The organism is Pantoea sp. M_10, from assembly GCF_008631515.1.
GTDB classification, from domain to species: Bacteria; Pseudomonadota; Gammaproteobacteria; order Enterobacterales; family Enterobacteriaceae; genus Pantoea; species Pantoea anthophila.
Genome location: NZ_VWUL01000008.1, coordinates 73,323 through 91,366 on the forward strand (window position 1 = coordinate 73,323; position 18,044 = coordinate 91,366).

The following is an 18,044-nucleotide window of genomic DNA, read 5'->3' on the forward strand; positions in this document are numbered from 1 at the left end:
CGGAAAGACTTTGCATATTTCTCTGCCCACTATCATCATTAGAACTCCTGTCCAGTCTCTTCTGATTTGGTAATCCTTTGCAAAATCCCGGCGTAGCAGTGATGCAGGCGATCAGGCGCACGGCGTGGTACCCGAAACGTCGCGCTTATCGCACGCTCTACTGGCGTGAAATATCGCCATTAGCAGTGCCTATCTTTTTCGAGAACGCCTGTGTGCTGTTGATGGGCGTACTGAGCACCTTCCTGGTCAGTTGGCTGGGCAAAGAGGCGATGGCGGGCGTGGGCCTGGCCGACAGCTTCAACATGGTGATCATCTCGTTCTTTGCCGCCATCGATCTCGGCACCACGGTGGTGGTGGCGTTCAGCCTGGCTAAACGCAACGGCAAGCGCGCCCGCGCCGCCACGCGTCAGTCGCTGGCCATGATGACGATACTCGCCTTCGTACTGGTGATCGCCATCGAGTTCTGGGGGCATCTGATTATTGATGCGATTGCGGGATCGGCCGAACCCAAAGTCAAAGCGCTGGCGCTGAGCTACCTCCAGACCTCCGCCTGGAGCTATCCGGCTGCCGCCATCACCCTGATTGGCAGCGGGGCGCTGCGCGGCGCAGGCAACACCAAAATCCCGATGCTGATTAACGGCGGCATGAATATCCTTAACATCATCATCAGTAGCGTGCTGATCTACGGCTGCTTCTCCTGGGACGGTTTAGGGTTTATCGGTGCCGGGCTGGGGCTGACCATTACCCGTTATATCGGGGCAATCGCCGTGATTTACGTGCTGATGATCGGCTTTAACGCCTCCCTGAAAATCACCCTGTCGAGCTATTTCCGGCGCTGGAACAGCAGCATCCTGATGGAAGTTTTAGGTATCGGCGTGCCTGCCAGCATCGAGTCGGTGCTGTTCAACGGCGGTAAACTGCTGACTCAGGTCTTTGTCGCCGGGATGGGCACCAGCGAGATTGCCGGTAACTTTATTGCCTTCTCGGTGGCGTCGCTGATCAACCTGCCGGGCAATGCGCTGGGTTCTGCTTCGACCATTATTACCGGTACCCGGCTGGGTAAAAATCAGGTGTTTCAGGCGGAGCGCCAGGTGCGGCATGTTTTCTGGCTGGCGACGATCTGTCTGAGCGCGATAGCGCTGATGACGGTGCCGCTGGCCGGATTGCTGGCGCGCTTTTACACCAGCGATCCCGAGGTGATAAGCGTGACGAAACACCTGCTCTGGCTCAACGCCCTGTTCATGCCGCTCTGGGCCGCCTCCTGGGTGTTGCCCGCCGGACTCAAAGGCGCACGCGATGCGCGCTACACCATGTACGTGTCGATGTTCAGTATGTGGGGCGCGCGCGTGGTCGCGGGCTATCTGCTCGGCATTGAACTGGGCATGGGCGTCACCGGCGTCTGGCTGGGGATGTTCCTCGACTGGACGGTGCGCGGCGTCTTCTTCTGGTGGCGACTCAACAGCGGCAAGTGGCTCGATCGCTATCGTCAGATGCTCGCTAAAATCGGCTAGCGGTCTTCTCACGCCTTCTCCGCTGGGGGGAAGGCGTGGCGCATTCCGGTCTGAAACACTTCCGCCGTCACATCTCCAGACTTTTACGCTACCGTTCAGACAGTTGCACAATGCGCGACGCGCCCGGCCTGGCTATCGTCATTCGGATGCCCGGACCCGATAATCAGAAAGGTGATTTTATGAACCGTTTTAAAACGGCGCTGGCACTTCTGCCGCTCCTCTGTAGCCCGTCAGTATGGGCAACGACCTTTGTTTATATTTCGAATGCGGAGTCGGGCACCGTCTCCCGCTATGTGCTTAATGAGGCAACTGGCCGCCTGCACTGGCGCGGCGAGACCCCCGCCGGGGGAAAGATTATGCCGCTGGCGGCCAGCCCGGATGGCCAGCACCTCTATGGCGCACTGCGCAGCCCGCCTTACGCCATCGTCAGCTGGCGCGTGACCCGTCCGCATGGCGACCTGCAGAGAATGGCGGTGACACCGGTCGCGGCCAGTTTTCCGTGGATCACCACCGACAGGCGCGGTCACTTTCTGCTGGCGGCCTCCTATGACAGCGATATCGTCACCAGCAACCGGATCGATAGCCAGGGCAGAGTGACGGAGCAGGTCACGGGGAAGGTGAAGACCGGGCCGCACGCCCATTCGGTGATCACCGACGTCAGCAATCACGCCCTGTACGTCGGCAACCTGGGGACCGATCGGGTGCTGCAGTATGCCTTCAGTGACGATGGCGTCATCACCCCGCTGGGTAAAGGGTTCGTTCAGGGCGAGAAAAACAGCGGGGCGCGGCATTCGGTGATCTCACCGGATAATCGCTTCGTCTATAACCTCGCGGAGATGAGCGGCACCATCACCCAGTTCCGGCGGGCGGCGGATGGCTCCCTGACGGCGTTGAAGCGCTGGCCGAATGCGGTGGCGAAGCGCTATAACCTGCAGCACGGCGAGCAGCGCCCGGCGGGCTACAGCGATCCCACGCCACGTATCTGGGCGGCAGACATTCAAATCACGCCAGACGGGCACTTTATCTATGTGACCGAGCGGACATCCAGCACCGTCAGCGGCTACCGGGTCGATAAAGCGTCTGGTGAGTTAACGCTGATCGGCAGCTGGCCGGTGGAAAAACAGCCGCGCAGTATCGCGATTGATGCACAGGGAAAATGGCTGATCGTCAGTGGAGAGAAAAGCGCAGTGATAAGCAGCTACGCCATCGATCCCGCCAGCGGCGAGCTGAAACGGGTGTCAGAAGCTCCCGCCGGTAAAGGGGCTAACTGGGTTACGCTCATCGCGCAGTAAAGCGGCGCCATCCGGTTGGTGGCTGGCCGGGCAGGGCGCGTTATGCCAGTTCCGGCATAAGCAGTGCAGAAATTTTTGGTTCAGATCCGGCGGATAAGCGGGTTTACTCAGGGCATCAACTGATGCGGAGAGTCTGAGATGAAACAGAAACTGAAAGCCTGGTTTGAACAACTGCTGAGCGGCCCTGCGGCGGATGATGCCGGGCGCGATATTAACGTCGAACTGCTGCTGCCGCTGAGCCAGCTCTATGGGCTGGAATATTACCCGGCCGTGCATCGCTACCATGAAAAATAGCGGTTGTTCTCTTCCCGGTTAAAGGCCCGCTTACTGAGCGGACCTTTTTGCGTTTTAAAAGCGGCAATGACTTCCGCCCGCATCCCTGAGCGAAACCACCTTTAATCCCACACAATCCTCAGCACTGTTACTTAAAGCAGACATCCTGCATCGATATTCCTTCACAACCGCATCTGATTACATTCACATCGTTAACACTCGAAAAAACACCCTTTGTAAATAATGTCTCAGGCACATTGAAAATTTGGCTTAACGAATGTTTTTACACTGCCAGTTTTACTTTTGCCACTAAGAGGTTTTTATTTTAAGTCAATAAGGAACTTCTGATTATTAAGGTGTTAATCTGCACACCTGTCCTTACACAAAACTTACAATTAGCGTTGTTAAACCTTCGATGAAAATGCCGCAGACAGGGATGTGGCTGGCTTTCGGAGCCAGTATTTTTATGAGCAACGTCATGGCGGCGCCGGTCACGCCCGGCGAGCATGATGTTATTCAGAATCAGCAGCAGCAGCGTCTGCAACAGGATCAGCAGCAGCGCGATGCGTTAACGCAGTCACATCAGGTGGCACTGCCTCAAAGTAAGCCCGCGCAGGTCGGCGGTCCCTGCTTTGATATTCGCCAGATTATCCTGCAACAGGCCACCTTAATCACGCCAGCGCAGCAGGCGAAACTGGTCGCGCCTTATATCAATCAGTGTCTGACGCTGGAACGCATTAACCAGCTGGTACGCGCAATATCGGACTGGTATGTCCAGCGCGGCTATATCACCAGCCGGGCTTTTCTGACGGAACAGAATCTCTCCCGCGGAGTGTTAACGATTACGGTGCTGGAAGGCAGGCTGGAAGAAATTCGTTTGCAGGGTGCCCCTTCACACCAGCTGAAAATGGCCTTTCCGGGCCTGGCCGGTCGTATTTTAAATTTGCGTGATATTGAACAGGGCATGGAGCAGATCAACCGCCTCCGCACAGAGCCGGTGCAGATTGAGATCATCCCGTCGACTAAGCCCGGCTACTCCATCGTTAATCTGACCAGTAAACCTGAATTTCCGCTGACGCTGGGAGTGAATATGGATAACAGCGGGCAGAGAAGCACGGGTGTCGGCCAGCTTTCCGCCTCGCTGGTGGGTAACAATCTTCTGGGGTTGGCCGATCGCTGGTTTGTGAGCGGCGGTCGCAGCAGTGCGTTCAGCGACTGGCGTGACGCGCAGAATTTTCAGGCAGGTGTCAGCGTGCCTTATGGCTACGGGCTGCTGGATTACAGCTACAGCTGGAGCAACTACCACAGCCGCTTCAATGCGAACAGCTTCGACTGGTACAGCAACGGCGATAACATCTCAAACCGCCTCAGCGGTTCGTGGGTCCTGTTCCGTAATGGACAGATCAAAACCGGTGTTCAGGTCGGACTCAGCCACTATGTCAGCCATAACTGGCTGAATCAGACACTGCTTCAGAGCAGCAGCCGCAAAATCACCAGTCTGCAACTCGGCGTGAATCATACGCAAAAAGTGGCAGGCGGCGTGGCAACCTTTAATCCGATGCTGAGCCGCGGGATGCCGTGGTTCGATGCCGAAAGCGACAGCGGTAAACGCGACGATCTCCCCAAAGCGCAATTCCGCAAGTGGAGTGTCAGCAGCAGCTATCAGCGACCATTGACGCAGAAAATGTGGTGGCTCAGCAGCCTCTACGCCCAGTGGTCGCCCGATCGCCTCTATGGCAGCGAACGCCTGACGATAGGCGGTGAAAGCTCAGTTCGCGGCTACAAAGAGCAATACCTCTCCGGCGATGTCGGCGGTTACCTGCGCAACGAACTCAACTACACGCTGTTTACGCTGCCAGTGATTGGTGAAGTCAGCTCCACGCTGGCCCTGGATGGCGGATGGCTGCAGAGCGACAGACAGGATCGCTATGCTGCCGGCACGTTGTGGGGCAGTTCGCTGGGACTGGGTACCCGCAACGCTCATGTCTCCACGCAGCTGTCGCTGGGCATTCCCGTCAGCTACCCCGACTACCTGGCGCCCGATCGCCTCAGCGTTTACGCACGTATTGGACTCGTTTTCTAAAAAAAGCCCTGATTATGGATGATCAATTACCGATTTCACTGCCGCGTCGTCTGCTGAGCTATCTCATCTGCTCGCTGATTGCGTTTCAGCCTCTGCTGCCCGCTTTTTCAGCCGTGATTACGCCTGCAACGCCGGGAACGCAGGTGGATGCCGCCGGAAATGGCGTGCCGGTCATTAACATCGCGACCCCTAATGCGTCGGGCCTGTCACACAACCAGTACCAGAATTACAACGTCGGCCAGGAAGGGCTGATCCTGAATAACGCCACCGGCCGGCTGACGCAGACGCAGCTGGGTGGACTCATCCAGAACAACCCGAATCTGAAAGCGGGGCAGGAAGCCCGGGCAATCATCAACGAGGTAGTGGGGGCCAACCGCTCGCAGCTTCAGGGCTACACCGAAGTGGCGGGAAAAGCAGCCAATGTGATGGTCGCCAACCCCTACGGCATCACCTGTAACGGCTGCGGCTTTATCAATACGCCAGATGTGACACTCACCACCGGTAAACCGCAGCTTGATGCGCAGGGGAATATGCGGTCGCTGGAAGTGACGAAAGGCGCCATCACCGTTGAGGGTAAAGGGCTGGATGGCAGCCAGGCCGACGCTGTCTCGATCATCGCGCGCGCAACAGAAATTAACGCGGATATTCATGCCAGAGATCTCAATGTCATGCTGGGCGCAAACCATGTCGGTGCTGATGGCAGCGTGACACCTGTCGCGGGCGAAGGGGCTGCGCCGTCAGTCGCCGTGGATACCGGTGCGCTGGGCGGGATGTATGCAAACCGCATCCATCTGGTCTCCAGCGAAAACGGGGTCGGCGTTAACCTCGGCAACCTCAACGCCCGTCAGGGCGATATGGTGCTGGATGCGCAGGGGCGGCTGAGCATCAACAACAGCCTGACGAGCGGTAACCTGACGGCCAGAGGCAGCAGCATTGCGCTGCAGGGTGAGCATAAAGCGGGTGGGAACGTCGCACTGACTGCACAGCAGGAGATTGCCTTAACAGGCGCAAAACTCGGCAGCGACGCGTCGCTCGACCTTAACAGTCAGGGGCAGATAACGCTTAAAGGCAGCAGCCTGACCGCAGGCCAGAGCGCCCGTCTCAGCAGTGGCGCTCTGAGCATCGATAAAAACAGCAGCGGCAATGCGTCTGACCGGATGCAGCTTTCCGCCTCCTCTCTGCTACAGAATGAGGGTCAGCTGACCGCGACTAAACAACTGGATATCCAGGCCGCACAGGTGGTTAACCGTGGAAGCCTGACCAGCCACGGTGAGGCGAAGCTCCGCAGCAACAGCCTGCAGCAGCAGGGCATGCTGCTCTCTGAGGGCACCAACACGGTCGTCGTTGCCGGTAACCTGAGTAATAGCGGGGAGATCAGCGGCAGCAGTCTGAACGTTCAGGGCGACACCATCGATAACAGCGGCAGGCTGTTAAGCGCCAGGGATGCCCTGATCACAGCGAACACTCTTCAGCAGCGCGGCACTCTTTCAGCCAGCAGCAAAAATCAGCTTAACGTGACCGGTGCGCTGAACAACAGCGGGGAGATCAGCGGCGGTAGCCTGAACGTTCAGGGCGACACGATCGATAACAGCGGCAGGCTGTTAAGCGCCGGTGACGCGCTGATCACAGCCAGTCACGTCAGGCAGCGCGGCATCCTGTCCGCCACTAACCGTAATCAGCTGAATGTTGCTTCAGAACTGAACAACAGTGGCGAACTGAGTGGCAGCAGTCTGGCGATTCACAGCGGTTCGCTGCTCAACAGCGGCAGCCTGCTGGGCAGTCAGGAGGCGGATATCACGTCCGGTAGCCTGCAGCAGGATGGGACGCTCTCCTCTCAGGGAAGGGTGCAGCTGAACGTGGCCGATCAGCTAAACAACAGCGGTGAGCTGAGCGCGGGCCGTCTTGATATCAACAGCGGTGCGCTGACGAACAAAGGAAAAGTCATCAGCAGCGGTGACACCACGCTGACGGCGAAACGTCTGGATCAGGACGGTGCACTCTCTGTACAGGGTAACGCAACGCTTAACCTCGCCGACGCGCTCAGTAACAGTGGCAACATCGTCAGTCAGCGGTTGCAGATTGACACTACGGCCCTGAAAAACAGCGGCGAAATGGTCAGCAACGGCGATGCCATGGTTAACGCCGATACGCTGCAGCAGAATGGCTCCATCACAGCCCGCGGTGACGCGCAGATGACCGCCCGTGGCTGGCTGGAAAATCAGGGAGCTATCAGCAGTCAGAACGCCCTTATCCTTAACAGCGCAGAGCTGCGTAATAGCGGGTCATTAACCGCGCCTGAACTGACGCTGAACGCCGCGCAACTCAGCAACGGCGGCCTGCTGCAGGGCAACAGATTACTCTCCATAAGGGCCACACAGCTGGATAATCTTGCTGCGGGGACAATCAGCTCTGACAACGATTTTACACTCGGCCTGCCGCAATTCAGTAACAGCGGACTGATCACCAGCGGCAAAACGTTGCTGCTGAGTGGTGACCAGCTGAACAACAGTGGCGAGATTAACGCCGCCAGCCTGAGCAGCACATTCAGACGCGTAAGTAATCAGCCGAGCGGAAAATTGCTGGCGGACGACCAGATCCGCCTGCAGGGTGATGCGCTGAACAACCAGGGGACAGTCGCTGCCGGCGCAGTGAACAGTGATGTCAGCCTGCTGGAAAACAGCGGCACGCTGCAGGGTAACAGGGCTCTCTCGCTGCAGGGCAGCGGGTTAACCAACAGTGGCACGCTGCTCAGCGCAGGACAGCTGAGCGTGAAACAGCAGACCCTGGACAACAGCGGACTGCTGCAGGGCAAACAGCTTACCGTTCAGACCAGCCGCTGGCAGAACAGCGGCAATGCGCTGAGCGAGACCGACGCCGATCTGCAAAGCAGTACGCTCGAGAATAGCGGTAAAATTCTGGGGCAGCAGGGCATCGGGCTGAAGGCTGATCACACTGACAACAGTGGCTGGCTGATGGCCCAGGTACTGACGCTGCGCAGTGACATGATTAACAGCGGTCTGCTGCAGGGTAATCGTCAGCTTTCACTGGAAGGCAGCCAGCTGGACAATCAGCAGGGGGGCCAGCTGCTCACGGATGGCACGCTCACCGGAAACGTGGCGACGCTGAATAACCACGGCGCCATCCAGGCCGATGAGATGGTACTCAATGCCGATAGGGTGCAGAACGGCGGTAATGTCCGCGCCGGCAAAGCGTTAACCGCCGTGGTCAATGGTGCGCTGACTAACAGCGGCAGTCTGCTCAGCCAGCAGCAGATGAATCTGCAGGGCACAGCCATTGAGAACACGGGAACGCTGGCGGCGAATAACCTCAGCCTGCATTCACCTACCCTTAGCAACGCCGGGCTGCTGCAGGGCAACAGCAGCTTAACGCTCGATCATCAGCAACTCCATAACCTCCATGACGGCCAGTTGATCGCCGGGGGACCGCTGACCCTGACGCTCGATCAACTGGATAATGAGGGCCTGCTGCAGGTCAACGGGGCGCTGGCAATCAACAGCAACCGTCTCAGCAACAGCGGACGCCTGTTAAGCGATAACCTCGGTCTTCAGATTAGCGATACGCTGAGTAACAGCAGCACAGGAGAGATCGTCAGCGCCAGCCAGACCGATCTGCATGCGCAGACGCTCAGCAACAGCGGGCAGATTGCGGCTAAGCAGCTCAGCGCCAGCGGCAACACGCTGGAAAATAGTGGGCTGCTGCAGGGCGAGACGCTGCTGGATCTCCGGTTCGCCCAGCTCCACAACGGCAACGGTGGTCAACTGCTGAGCGGCGATCGGCTGGTTATCCAGGGTGGCAGCGCAGTCAATGATGGCAGCTGGCAGGGTCAGCAACTCGATTTCACACTGGACTCGCTCAGTAATCACGGCAGCATCACTGGCATCCATGCTTTGCAGGGGCATGTCGCCAGCGATCTGATTAACAGCGGCACGCTGGTCAGTCAGGGTGATAGCGATCTCAACGCCAGCACGCTGCGCAACAGTGGCAAAATCATGGCGAACCGGCTGGGGTTACAGGCTACCCGCCTGAACAATGACGGTCTGCTGCAGGGCAGCACGGCACTGACTGCACAGGCTGATAACCTCACACAATCGGCCGGTGGCAAAACGCTGAGCGGTGGAGCGCTGACGCTGAACGCGGGCCAGCTCACCACTCAGGGTGTGCTGCAGGGTGAGCAGGCAACGGTAAACGCGGACAACTGGCTGCATCAGGGATCGCTGCTGGGCAGCAAGGATCTGAGCGTCAGCATCAGCAACGAACTGCAGAACGCCGGCGCTTTACTGAGCCAGGGCAGGGCGCAGATCGCGGCCAACACGCTGAACAACAGCGGTTCACTGCTCGGTGAAGGGGCGATGACCCTGAACGGAGCCATCCTGAATAACCGCGGTTCGGTGCAGGGTAAAACCCTGACCATTACGCCCGCGAGCGTCATTAATCAGGGCAGCCTGATCGGCCTGCAGGCATTAACCTTTGCAGCGATGCCGCAGGTCAGCGGGCGGATGCTGCTCAGAGCACTGGCCGCGCCAGCACGCCAGTTAATGAATAACCACGGGGGATCGCTACTGACGCAGGGCTCGCTGACCATCAACGGCGGAGATGTTGTGAATAACGGCAGCTGGCAGGGACAGCAGATCCTGCTGAATGCCCGGCAGCTGACCAATAATGGCGCGATCCAGAGTGCGGATGCGCTGCAGCTGATTCTGTCCGATCGCCTTGATGCGGGCGCAGGCAGTAAGATTTCGGCGAATGGCTCGGCGGCGCTGCAGGCTCTGACGCTGGCCAATCAGGGCGAATGGATCGCCCGTAACCTGACGCTGCGGGGCGACACGTTAAACAATAACGGTGCCGTAACCGGTGTCGAGACGCTGACGGTGGGCCTGAACGGCGCACTGACCCAGCAGCAGGATAAAACGCTGCTCAGCGCAGGCAGGTTAACGCTTCAGTCATCCTCGCTCAATAATGCCGGGCGCGTGCAGGGCGGCGACCTGCAGATCACTTCAGGCGCAGTTGATAACAACGGGCGCTTACAGGGTGACAGCAATCTGCTGATTAATGCCGGCGGACGCATTACCAATGGCGGCAGCGGCACCCTGATCACGCAAAATACCCTGACGCTGACCGGGCCGGAACTCTTCAACTCTGGCCTGATTCAGGGCAACGGCAACGGTGTGGCGACCCTAACCGGTTTAACGCAAAACGATGGCCGGTGGCTTTCGGGTGGTGCGCAGACGCTGAATACGCCGCAGCTGAATAACAACGGCTGGTTACAGGCGTCGCAGCTGATTCTCAATGCGACCAATGCCAGCAACAACGGCACGCTGCTGGCCGACGGCCAGGGCACGCTGACCGGTAATGACTTCAGCAACCAGGGCACAGCCCAGGGCGGCAATCTTGAGGTCAATTATCAGCAGGTCAACAACAGCGGAACGCTGCTGGGTAACAACCGGCTGATCGTGATGGCTGCTCAGGTGGGCCAGCCGGGCAGCGGTCGCCTGTTCAGCGGCGGCGATTTGCTGGTTCACAGCAACGGCTTTGATCAGCGCGGTCAGGTAGTGGCGCTGGGTAACGCCACGCTGGACATCGCCAATGGCTTTACCGGTCGCGATGTACTGGCGGCAGGCGGGCGACTCACCGTCAGCAGTAACGGCGCGATAGATAACCAGGGCACGATGCAGGGCGGGGCGCTGACGCTGAGTGCAGGCGGCGATCTCACCAATAATGGTCAGCTCACTACCGGTTCCGGTGACAGTGCGTTAAGTGGCAATCGCATCGCCATGAACGGAAATGGCACGCTGCAGGGCGGCGGTAACATCAACCTGGCCAGCCGCAGCGATATCACGCTGGACGGGTTCACCGGGACTGCTGGCAATCTAATGCTCAGCGCACCAGGCAGTATCGTTAATACCGCGCTGCTCTATGCGGGCGGTAATCTCTCTCTGTTTGCTAACAGCATTCGTAACCAGCGTGCCGATATGCTGGCAGGCGGCAGTATGTGGCTTCAGGGTGACGCGGCGGGGAATGCCAACAGCGAAGTAATTAATACTTCCGGCACCATCGAAACGCAGAACGGCGATATCACGATTAATACGGGACACCTGCTGAATACGCGGGATGGGTTGAGTGTCGTACAGCAAACTACCCAAGTACAACTTAAAAATGGTATTGGTAATTCAACTATTGATGTTCCCATCACGGATTTGCCAGCAGGAAGTTATGGCTACTATGTCAAGTCCGGCAAACACCAGGTAGGGCCATGTAATAGCCATGGAGCCTGTAGTTATGTTCCTTATACTAATTACTACTACGCACCTTTTGCAGGAAAGGATCAACTCAAATACTTAACTTCGCAAATAAAAACTGAAGTAACTAGCTCTGCGGGTGCTGCACGTATTGCTTCAGGACGTAATATTTTAGCAAACACGAACTCTTTAGATAATCAGGCGAGCCTTATAATTGCCAATGGGAATATTGCCTTACACGGTAGCCAATTAAATAATCAGAGTTTTCAGGATGGGGTAAATAATGATTATTTAACTTATAAATATGGCAATAATAAGCAACCTTCATATGCAACAAAAAAAACTGAAACAGTTAGTAAAACAACGACTTTCAAAAATAAATCAATAACTTATTCGCTTACAGGTCATGATAGCGAATATCTTCCAGGTCAACTTTACCGCGCCGTTATTCAGGCAGGCGGTAACGTCTCTGCTAATTTCAGCGGCGATATCAGTAATACCAATACCACCGCAAATGCTGGCTGGAGTGGCAATACGCTTTCTGCTCCGGCCCTGCGCGGATTAACTGCCATAGGCACCGCTGGCGCGCAGTCTCACCAGCAGTTGGCTAATGCTGATAAAGCCGCAATCAATACACCGCAATGGCGCGATCAATTGCAGAATGCGCTGCAGCAGGTCAATGGCGCAGGAGCGCTGGAGACGGCCTCACCTGGCAGCGCCTCGCTGACGCAGTACGCAACGGCAGGTAAAAACAACGCGCTCCTGGGCAAGACCCTTAACCTGAATAACGCTGCTCAGGGATCTGCGACACTGCATAACTACAAGGCTGCTGAAGTTGATATCAGTGCCTATCCTTTACCTTCGGGCGAAAACGGCTACTTTGTCGCGTCAAAAGCTAATAGCCGCTACCTGATCACCGTTAACCCTAAACTGAACGGCCTCGGACAGGTTAATCAGGGGCTGTTCAATGACCTGAATACACTCCTTGGCAAACAGCCCGCTACCACGCCACTTCAGGAAACGCGTCCTCAATATACAGACGAGAAGGCTTTCCTTGGCTCCTCGTACATGCTCGATCGTCTTAACCTGAAGCCAGATTATGACTATCGCTTCCTCGGCGATGCGGCGTTTGATACCCGCTATGTCAGCAACGCGGTACTGAATCAGACCGGCAACCGTTATATCAATGGCCTGGGTTCCGACCTTGAGCAGATGCGCTATCTGATGGATAACGCTGCCGCCGCTCAGCAGTCAATGGGCCTGGAATTTGGTGTTTCACTCTCTGCAGAACAACTCGCCTCATTAGATAAGAGCATGCTCTGGTGGGAAGCCACCACGATCAACGGTGAAACGGTGATGGTGCCGAAGCTCTATCTGTCGACAAAAGATGTCGAAGTGCGTGATGGCAGCGTGATCGCCGGTAATAACGTGACGCTGAAAGGCGGCAACGTTACCAACACCGGTAGTAGCGTGATGGCTAAAAACGATCTGACCATCGACAGCCAGAATACGCTCAGTAACCTCAATGCCGGTCTGCTCCATGCGGGTGGCGATCTGCAGCTCAGCGCGTTGAATGACATCAATAACGTCAGCGCAACCATCAGCGGTAAGAAAGTGGCACTGGAGAGTATTAATGGTGACATCAACAACCTGACTACGTCACAGCTCTGGCATCTGGATGCAGACAACGGCAACGGAGCGAAGAAATCCTCTACCGAAACGCTGACCGGGCCGACCGCGAGCATCACGTCACTGGATTCACTGAGCCTCAAGGCGGGCAACGATATAGCCGTTACCGGCGCTAACCTCAACGCGGGTGGCGATCTATTGCTGAACGCCTGGAATGATATTGCGATCACCGGCAATCAGAATGTCACTGGCGGCGCGCAATCCGGTTTCGGAAACCGCTGGCAAAAGATAGATGCGACCAGCACGACCACCGTCAACACAGTCGGCAGCCAGATCGCCGCAGGTGGCAACATGGCGATGCAGGCAGGTCACGACCTGACGGTTTCCGCCAGCAGCGTCAAAGCGACTAAAAACGCGGCGCTGGCAGCCGGTAACGATCTTAATCTCAACAGCGCGACCAGCAGCCAGAATGAGGTGAAGGGCAAACGTGAAACCCATTCAACCGGTGTGGATCGCACGACGCTGACCAGTGGCGGTGATTTAGCACTCCAGGCCGGACGCGATATTAATAGCCAGGCGGCAGGCATTGCTGCAGACAAAGACGTCACCTTGCAGGCGGGACGTGACGTTAATCTGCTGGCGGCGGAAACCGGTTCTGGCAATAGCTATAAAGCCGGTAAGAAGGTTGAGATTAATGAGTCGGTACGCCAGCAGGGCACGGAAATTGCGAGTGGCGGGAGTACCAGGCTGCTGGCGGGTAATGACATCACAAGCCAGGCCGCAATAGTCACAGCCAATAAGGATCTGGTGCTGCAGGCTGGACACGACGTCAATATTACCACTGCGACGGAGAGTGATTATGCCTATCGCGAAGAGACCAAAACCAAAAAAGGTTTCCTGAAAAAGACGACTACGCACACCATTCAGGAAAACAGCGACACCCGTGAAAAGGCCTCACAACTGAGCGGCAACACCGTGTCTGTGATTGCTGGCAACGACCTGACCGTACAGGGCTCCTCTGTCGCCGGTGACAAAGGCATCGCACTGAGTGCAGGCAATGACCTTAATATTGTTACTGCCACCAATACTGAATCTACCTACAGCCTGAAAGAGAAAAAGAAAAGCGGTCTGATGGGTGGTGGACTCGGTATCAGTTATGGAAAACAGTCGGCTAAAAGCGAACGTAACGGCGACCAGGTCACGCAGAGCGATGCGCGAAGCCTGGTGGGTGCAGGCAACGGTGTGGTCAGCATGACGGCAGGTCACAACGCACTGATTAAGGGAAGCGACGTTGTTGCGGGCGGCCAGAATGGCGAAATCAGCGTGACGGCGAAAAACATCGCTGTCGTGGCGGGTCAGGATCAGGTGCGCGAAACCGCGAAGCAAACGTCGAAAAGCAGCGGTTTCGGATTGAGCCTTAATCTCACGCCGCTGGACACCATTCGCAATCTGCGCGACATCATGAATAACACCAGTTCAGTGTACGAGCAGATGAAGCAGGTCGGCAATGAGTTGGGCGCCAGCACGCTGGATTCTCCGGCACCGGGACTGACCTATGGCCGTTCAGGCAGCAAAGTCAGCCAGAACAGCGAGAGCACCTTTCAGAGTGGCAGCACGCTCAATACCACCGGAAATTTGCTACTGAAGGCACGCGGCGATTCAGATACGCATACCGGCAACATTCTGGTGGAGGGCAGCAGCCTTAACGCTGGTGGCAGAGCCTCACTGGACGCTACGCGTAATATCAACATCACCACAGCCTCTGACAGCCAGAAGGCTGCAACCAATAGTAGTAGCAAGAGCTGGTCAGCAACAACATCAGCCTCACTTGGTGCGCTGGCACGCAGCGGCGGTGGGTCGCCGAACAATGGTTCGGCAGGGACTAATTACGGCTCGAAAAACAACCAGATGAGCGGCGACAGCAGCATGCTCGCGCAACACACTTCCGCGATAACCGCTGGCAGTGTTGACATCACCAGTCATAAAGGTGACATCGCCATCAGCGGTTCAACCCTGACCGGCACCACCGGCGTCTCGCTTAACGCGGAGCAGGGTAAGATCAGCGTTGTAGCAGGCGAAGAGCGCCAGCAGGCATCGGCCTCTGGATCTGACCACGCTATAGGCGATCTGGGTGGCGACGGTTACAGCGGAACGGTTGGTGTGGGTCATAACAGCTGGAAAAACGCCAGCACGGGTACGCAGCAGAACACCGTGCGCAGCGGTATCGTCAGTACGCTGGGTAACGTTTCGATTAATGCAGGCAAAGACGTAAACCTGCAGGGGGCAGACGTTTATGCAGGCAATACGCTGAGCGTTAACGGTGAGAATATCCACCTTGATCCTTCAAAAGATACGCACGAAGGCAGTAGCAGCAGCAAATCCTCACAGTATGGCATCACCGCGCAGGTCTCCGGCTACGGCGTGAGCATGGCACAGGCGGCAGACAAGATGGCTCAGTCGCACAAACAAAGTGACGATCCTCGCCTGCAGGCTATTTATGCGGCGCAGGCGGCCATGACTGCGCTGTCGGCTTACAACCAGAATACCGCAGCCGTCAAAGTCACAGTGAGCGCCACCGCGGGCAGCAGCCATCAGTCCGTGGAACAGAAAAACACGCTGCAGAGCGGAAGCGTGCTCAAGGCAGGCGGCGACTTAGCGGTCACGGCGAAACAGGACATCACCGGTGAGGGGGTAAAAATCAGTGGAGATAACGTCTCGCTGAATGCGGGTCGCGATATCGCCCTGAAAAGCGCCGAGGATAGCAGCAGCCAGCAATCAAGCAGCGGTGGCAGCAAATACGGTGTCGGTGTTGGCTTCGGCCTTGGCGGTAGCCAGAACGGCTTCTCCATTGAGCTGGCGGCCAGCCATAACAGTGCAAACGGAAACGGTAGCAGCATTACTCACCACAATAGCGAAGTCTCCGCTGCGGGTGATCTCACGGTCAAAGCGGGTCAGGACGTCACGCTGAACGGAGCAAACCTTAATGGTAATCACGTTGACCTCACTGCGGGCCGCAATCTGGACATTGCCAGTCAGCAGGATCGTGCAACCTACGACAGCCATCAGAGCTCTTCCGGCTTCAGCGCAAGTATCTGTATACCTCCTATCTGTGCGGGCGTACCGGTGCAGGGCAGTGCCAGCATGAGTGGAAGCAATATATACAATGATTTTGATTCTGTGCGACAGCAGAGCGGGATCAGCGCGGGTGATGGTGGCTACAATATTTATGTCGGCAACCATACCCAACTTGATGGTGCGATTATCGCCTCATCCGCAACGCCGGACAAAAATCATCTCAGCACCGGGACGCTTGGCTGGACGGATATTGAAAACCACGCCAATACGGGCGGTAACGGCTTTAGCGTAGCTGTCAGCGGCAGCATGGGAAAAAACACTGCCCATACCTCTGACAGTTCAATAAACAACGCATCGAAATCGGGTCAGTCTCAGTCGGCGGGCGGCAACTCATTGCCTGTGGGCACGCTGCAGCAGACGAAAGACCTCGCCAGTTCAATTAATTATAGCGCTATCTCGCCGGGAACGATTGAAATCCGCAATCCGGATGCGCAAAAGCAGGATGTGTCACAAATCAGCCGCGACACCGCCGCGGCAGAGAATGTGCTGAAAGATAAGTTTGATGTGCAAAAAGCAGAAGGCAGCCTTGCCATCCAGCGTGAAATGGCCGTACTTGGCCAGCAGGCGATTCAGCAGACCTTTGATGCACTGAAGAAGCAGGAGAAAGAACAGGAGAGAAACAAGCTTAAAAACGATGCCGCGTTCAATAAGCTTTCAGAAGCGGATCAGAAAAAAGCGCTTGATAATATCGATCAGAATGTTGAAGAGAAGTACGGTATCGGGTCGGACCTGCAAATTGCTGCGCAGGCTATCAGCGGGCTGTTTGCCGGGCTTGCTGGCGGTAACGTCAGCGGCGCAGTGGCGGCAGGTGCAGCCCCCCTGCTGGCGCAGATGGTCAAACAGGTCTCGCAGCGTAACGAGCCTGTGCGCGTGCTATTGCATACGCTGGCGTCAGGGCTGATTGCGAAAGCACAGGGAGGCAGTGCCATTGGCGGCGCGGCGGGTGGACTGACGGCAGGGATGCTAAGCTATAACGACGCGCTCAGTCACCTGCTATACGGCAAGGATGCTTCAGAATTGTCCGCCGATGACAAGATGCTGATTGCAAACATTGTAACGCTGGCGAGTGCAACAGCAGGCGGTACGGTTGATGGCAGCGCTGGTGTGGGTAGCGGTGCGTTTGCTGGCAGAACTGAGGTTGAGAATAACTATCTTAGCAGCAAACAGATAGATGCCTGGTCTGCTGAAATGAAGTCCTGTCAGGCCAGCGGCGGTGACTGTGATGGCATCATCAGAAAGTATGAGGAACTGAGTACTTCCCAGCAACAGCAGCTTATCAGTGACTGTGCGGCCAATCCTGCGACCTGTCAGCAGAAATATGGTGATGTGCTGGCTGATAGCATGGCAGTGAAGCATGCGCTGGATAAAGCACTGGGTCAGGACATTCCGGCTAAGATGGCTTATGATCTTACTGCAACATGGATGCATCAGATCCAGGCCGATGGAGTTATTTCAACCAACAAAGTCTCGGAAGCTCTTCAGAAAGAATATGGTCTGGATGCGATTCAGGCTGATATTGTAGCGGGTGCGGCGGCAGCGGCGTTTGGGGGGATTAGTAAGGTCACCAAGCCTAATTACACCTTAAACAAAGAAGGTGCCATGCTTGGTATAAATGGCCCAACAGTTCCAAGCAAGACATTGTGGATGGGAAAAGGCAAAGAGAGGATTGATGTTGAGAACCCAGCACCAGGAAAGAGAGCGGGTCAAATACATTATCAGGATAATAGTAACAACAAGTACTATTATGACCCTGTCACGCAAAGTTTCCCTGATGCACCTAAAAGTGTGAATGATAAGTTGAAAGATTCGGCTTTCAAAAATGCTATAGATAAAGGTATGACTAAATATCTGGGGGAAAAATGAT

Annotated in this window: 5 protein-coding genes; all 5 read left to right on the forward strand. The window is 56.3% G+C overall.

Annotation, left to right across the window (positions count from 1 at the left end; genetic code table 11):
* The first annotated feature begins 101 nt into the window (after positions 1 to 101).
* The 5 genes from F3I47_RS18860 to F3I47_RS18875 all read left to right on the forward strand — a co-directional run bounded on the left by F3I47_RS18860 (position 102) and on the right by F3I47_RS18875 (position 18,043).
* Positions 102 to 1,511, forward strand: coding sequence for an EmmdR/YeeO family multidrug/toxin efflux MATE transporter (locus F3I47_RS18860; protein WP_046102103.1), 1,410 nt, complete (start codon positions 102 to 104; stop codon positions 1,509 to 1,511).
* A gap of 179 nt (positions 1,512 to 1,690) precedes the next feature.
* Positions 1,691 to 2,803, forward strand: coding sequence for a beta-propeller fold lactonase family protein (locus tag F3I47_RS18865; RefSeq protein ID WP_150029793.1), 1,113 nt, complete (start codon positions 1,691 to 1,693; stop codon positions 2,801 to 2,803).
* Positions 2,804 to 2,941: 138 nt separating this feature from the next.
* Entirely contained in the window at positions 2,942 to 3,097 is a 156-nt protein-coding gene (locus F3I47_RS22385; RefSeq protein ID WP_009089509.1) for a hypothetical protein, read from the forward strand.
* Between the two features lie 394 nt (positions 3,098 to 3,491).
* Positions 3,492 to 5,159 carry a ShlB/FhaC/HecB family hemolysin secretion/activation protein gene (locus tag F3I47_RS18870; protein ID WP_150029794.1) on the forward strand — a complete coding sequence of 556 codons (1,668 nt, stop codon included), beginning with the start codon at positions 3,492 to 3,494 and terminating at the stop codon, positions 5,157 to 5,159.
* A gap of 14 nt (positions 5,160 to 5,173) precedes the next feature.
* Positions 5,174 to 18,043 carry a hemagglutinin repeat-containing protein gene (locus tag F3I47_RS18875; protein ID WP_223813780.1) on the forward strand — a complete coding sequence of 4,290 codons (12,870 nt, stop codon included), beginning with the start codon at positions 5,174 to 5,176 and terminating at the stop codon, positions 18,041 to 18,043.
* The last annotated feature ends 1 nt before the right edge of the window (position 18,044 follow it).

Bases quoted from the DNA above. Each gene is read 5' to 3' on its own strand.
- F3I47_RS18870 (WP_150029794.1), top strand. From the start codon at position 3,492: ATGAAAATGCCGCAGACAGGGATGTGGCTGGCTTTCGGAGCCAGTATT.
- F3I47_RS22385 (WP_009089509.1), top strand. From the start codon at position 2,942: ATGAAACAGAAACTGAAAGCCTGGTTTGAACAACTGCTGAGCGGCCCT.
- F3I47_RS18875 (WP_223813780.1), top strand. From the start codon at position 5,174: ATGGATGATCAATTACCGATTTCACTGCCGCGTCGTCTGCTGAGCTAT.
- F3I47_RS18860 (WP_046102103.1), top strand. From the start codon at position 102: ATGCAGGCGATCAGGCGCACGGCGTGGTACCCGAAACGTCGCGCTTAT.
- F3I47_RS18865 (WP_150029793.1), top strand. From the start codon at position 1,691: ATGAACCGTTTTAAAACGGCGCTGGCACTTCTGCCGCTCCTCTGTAGC.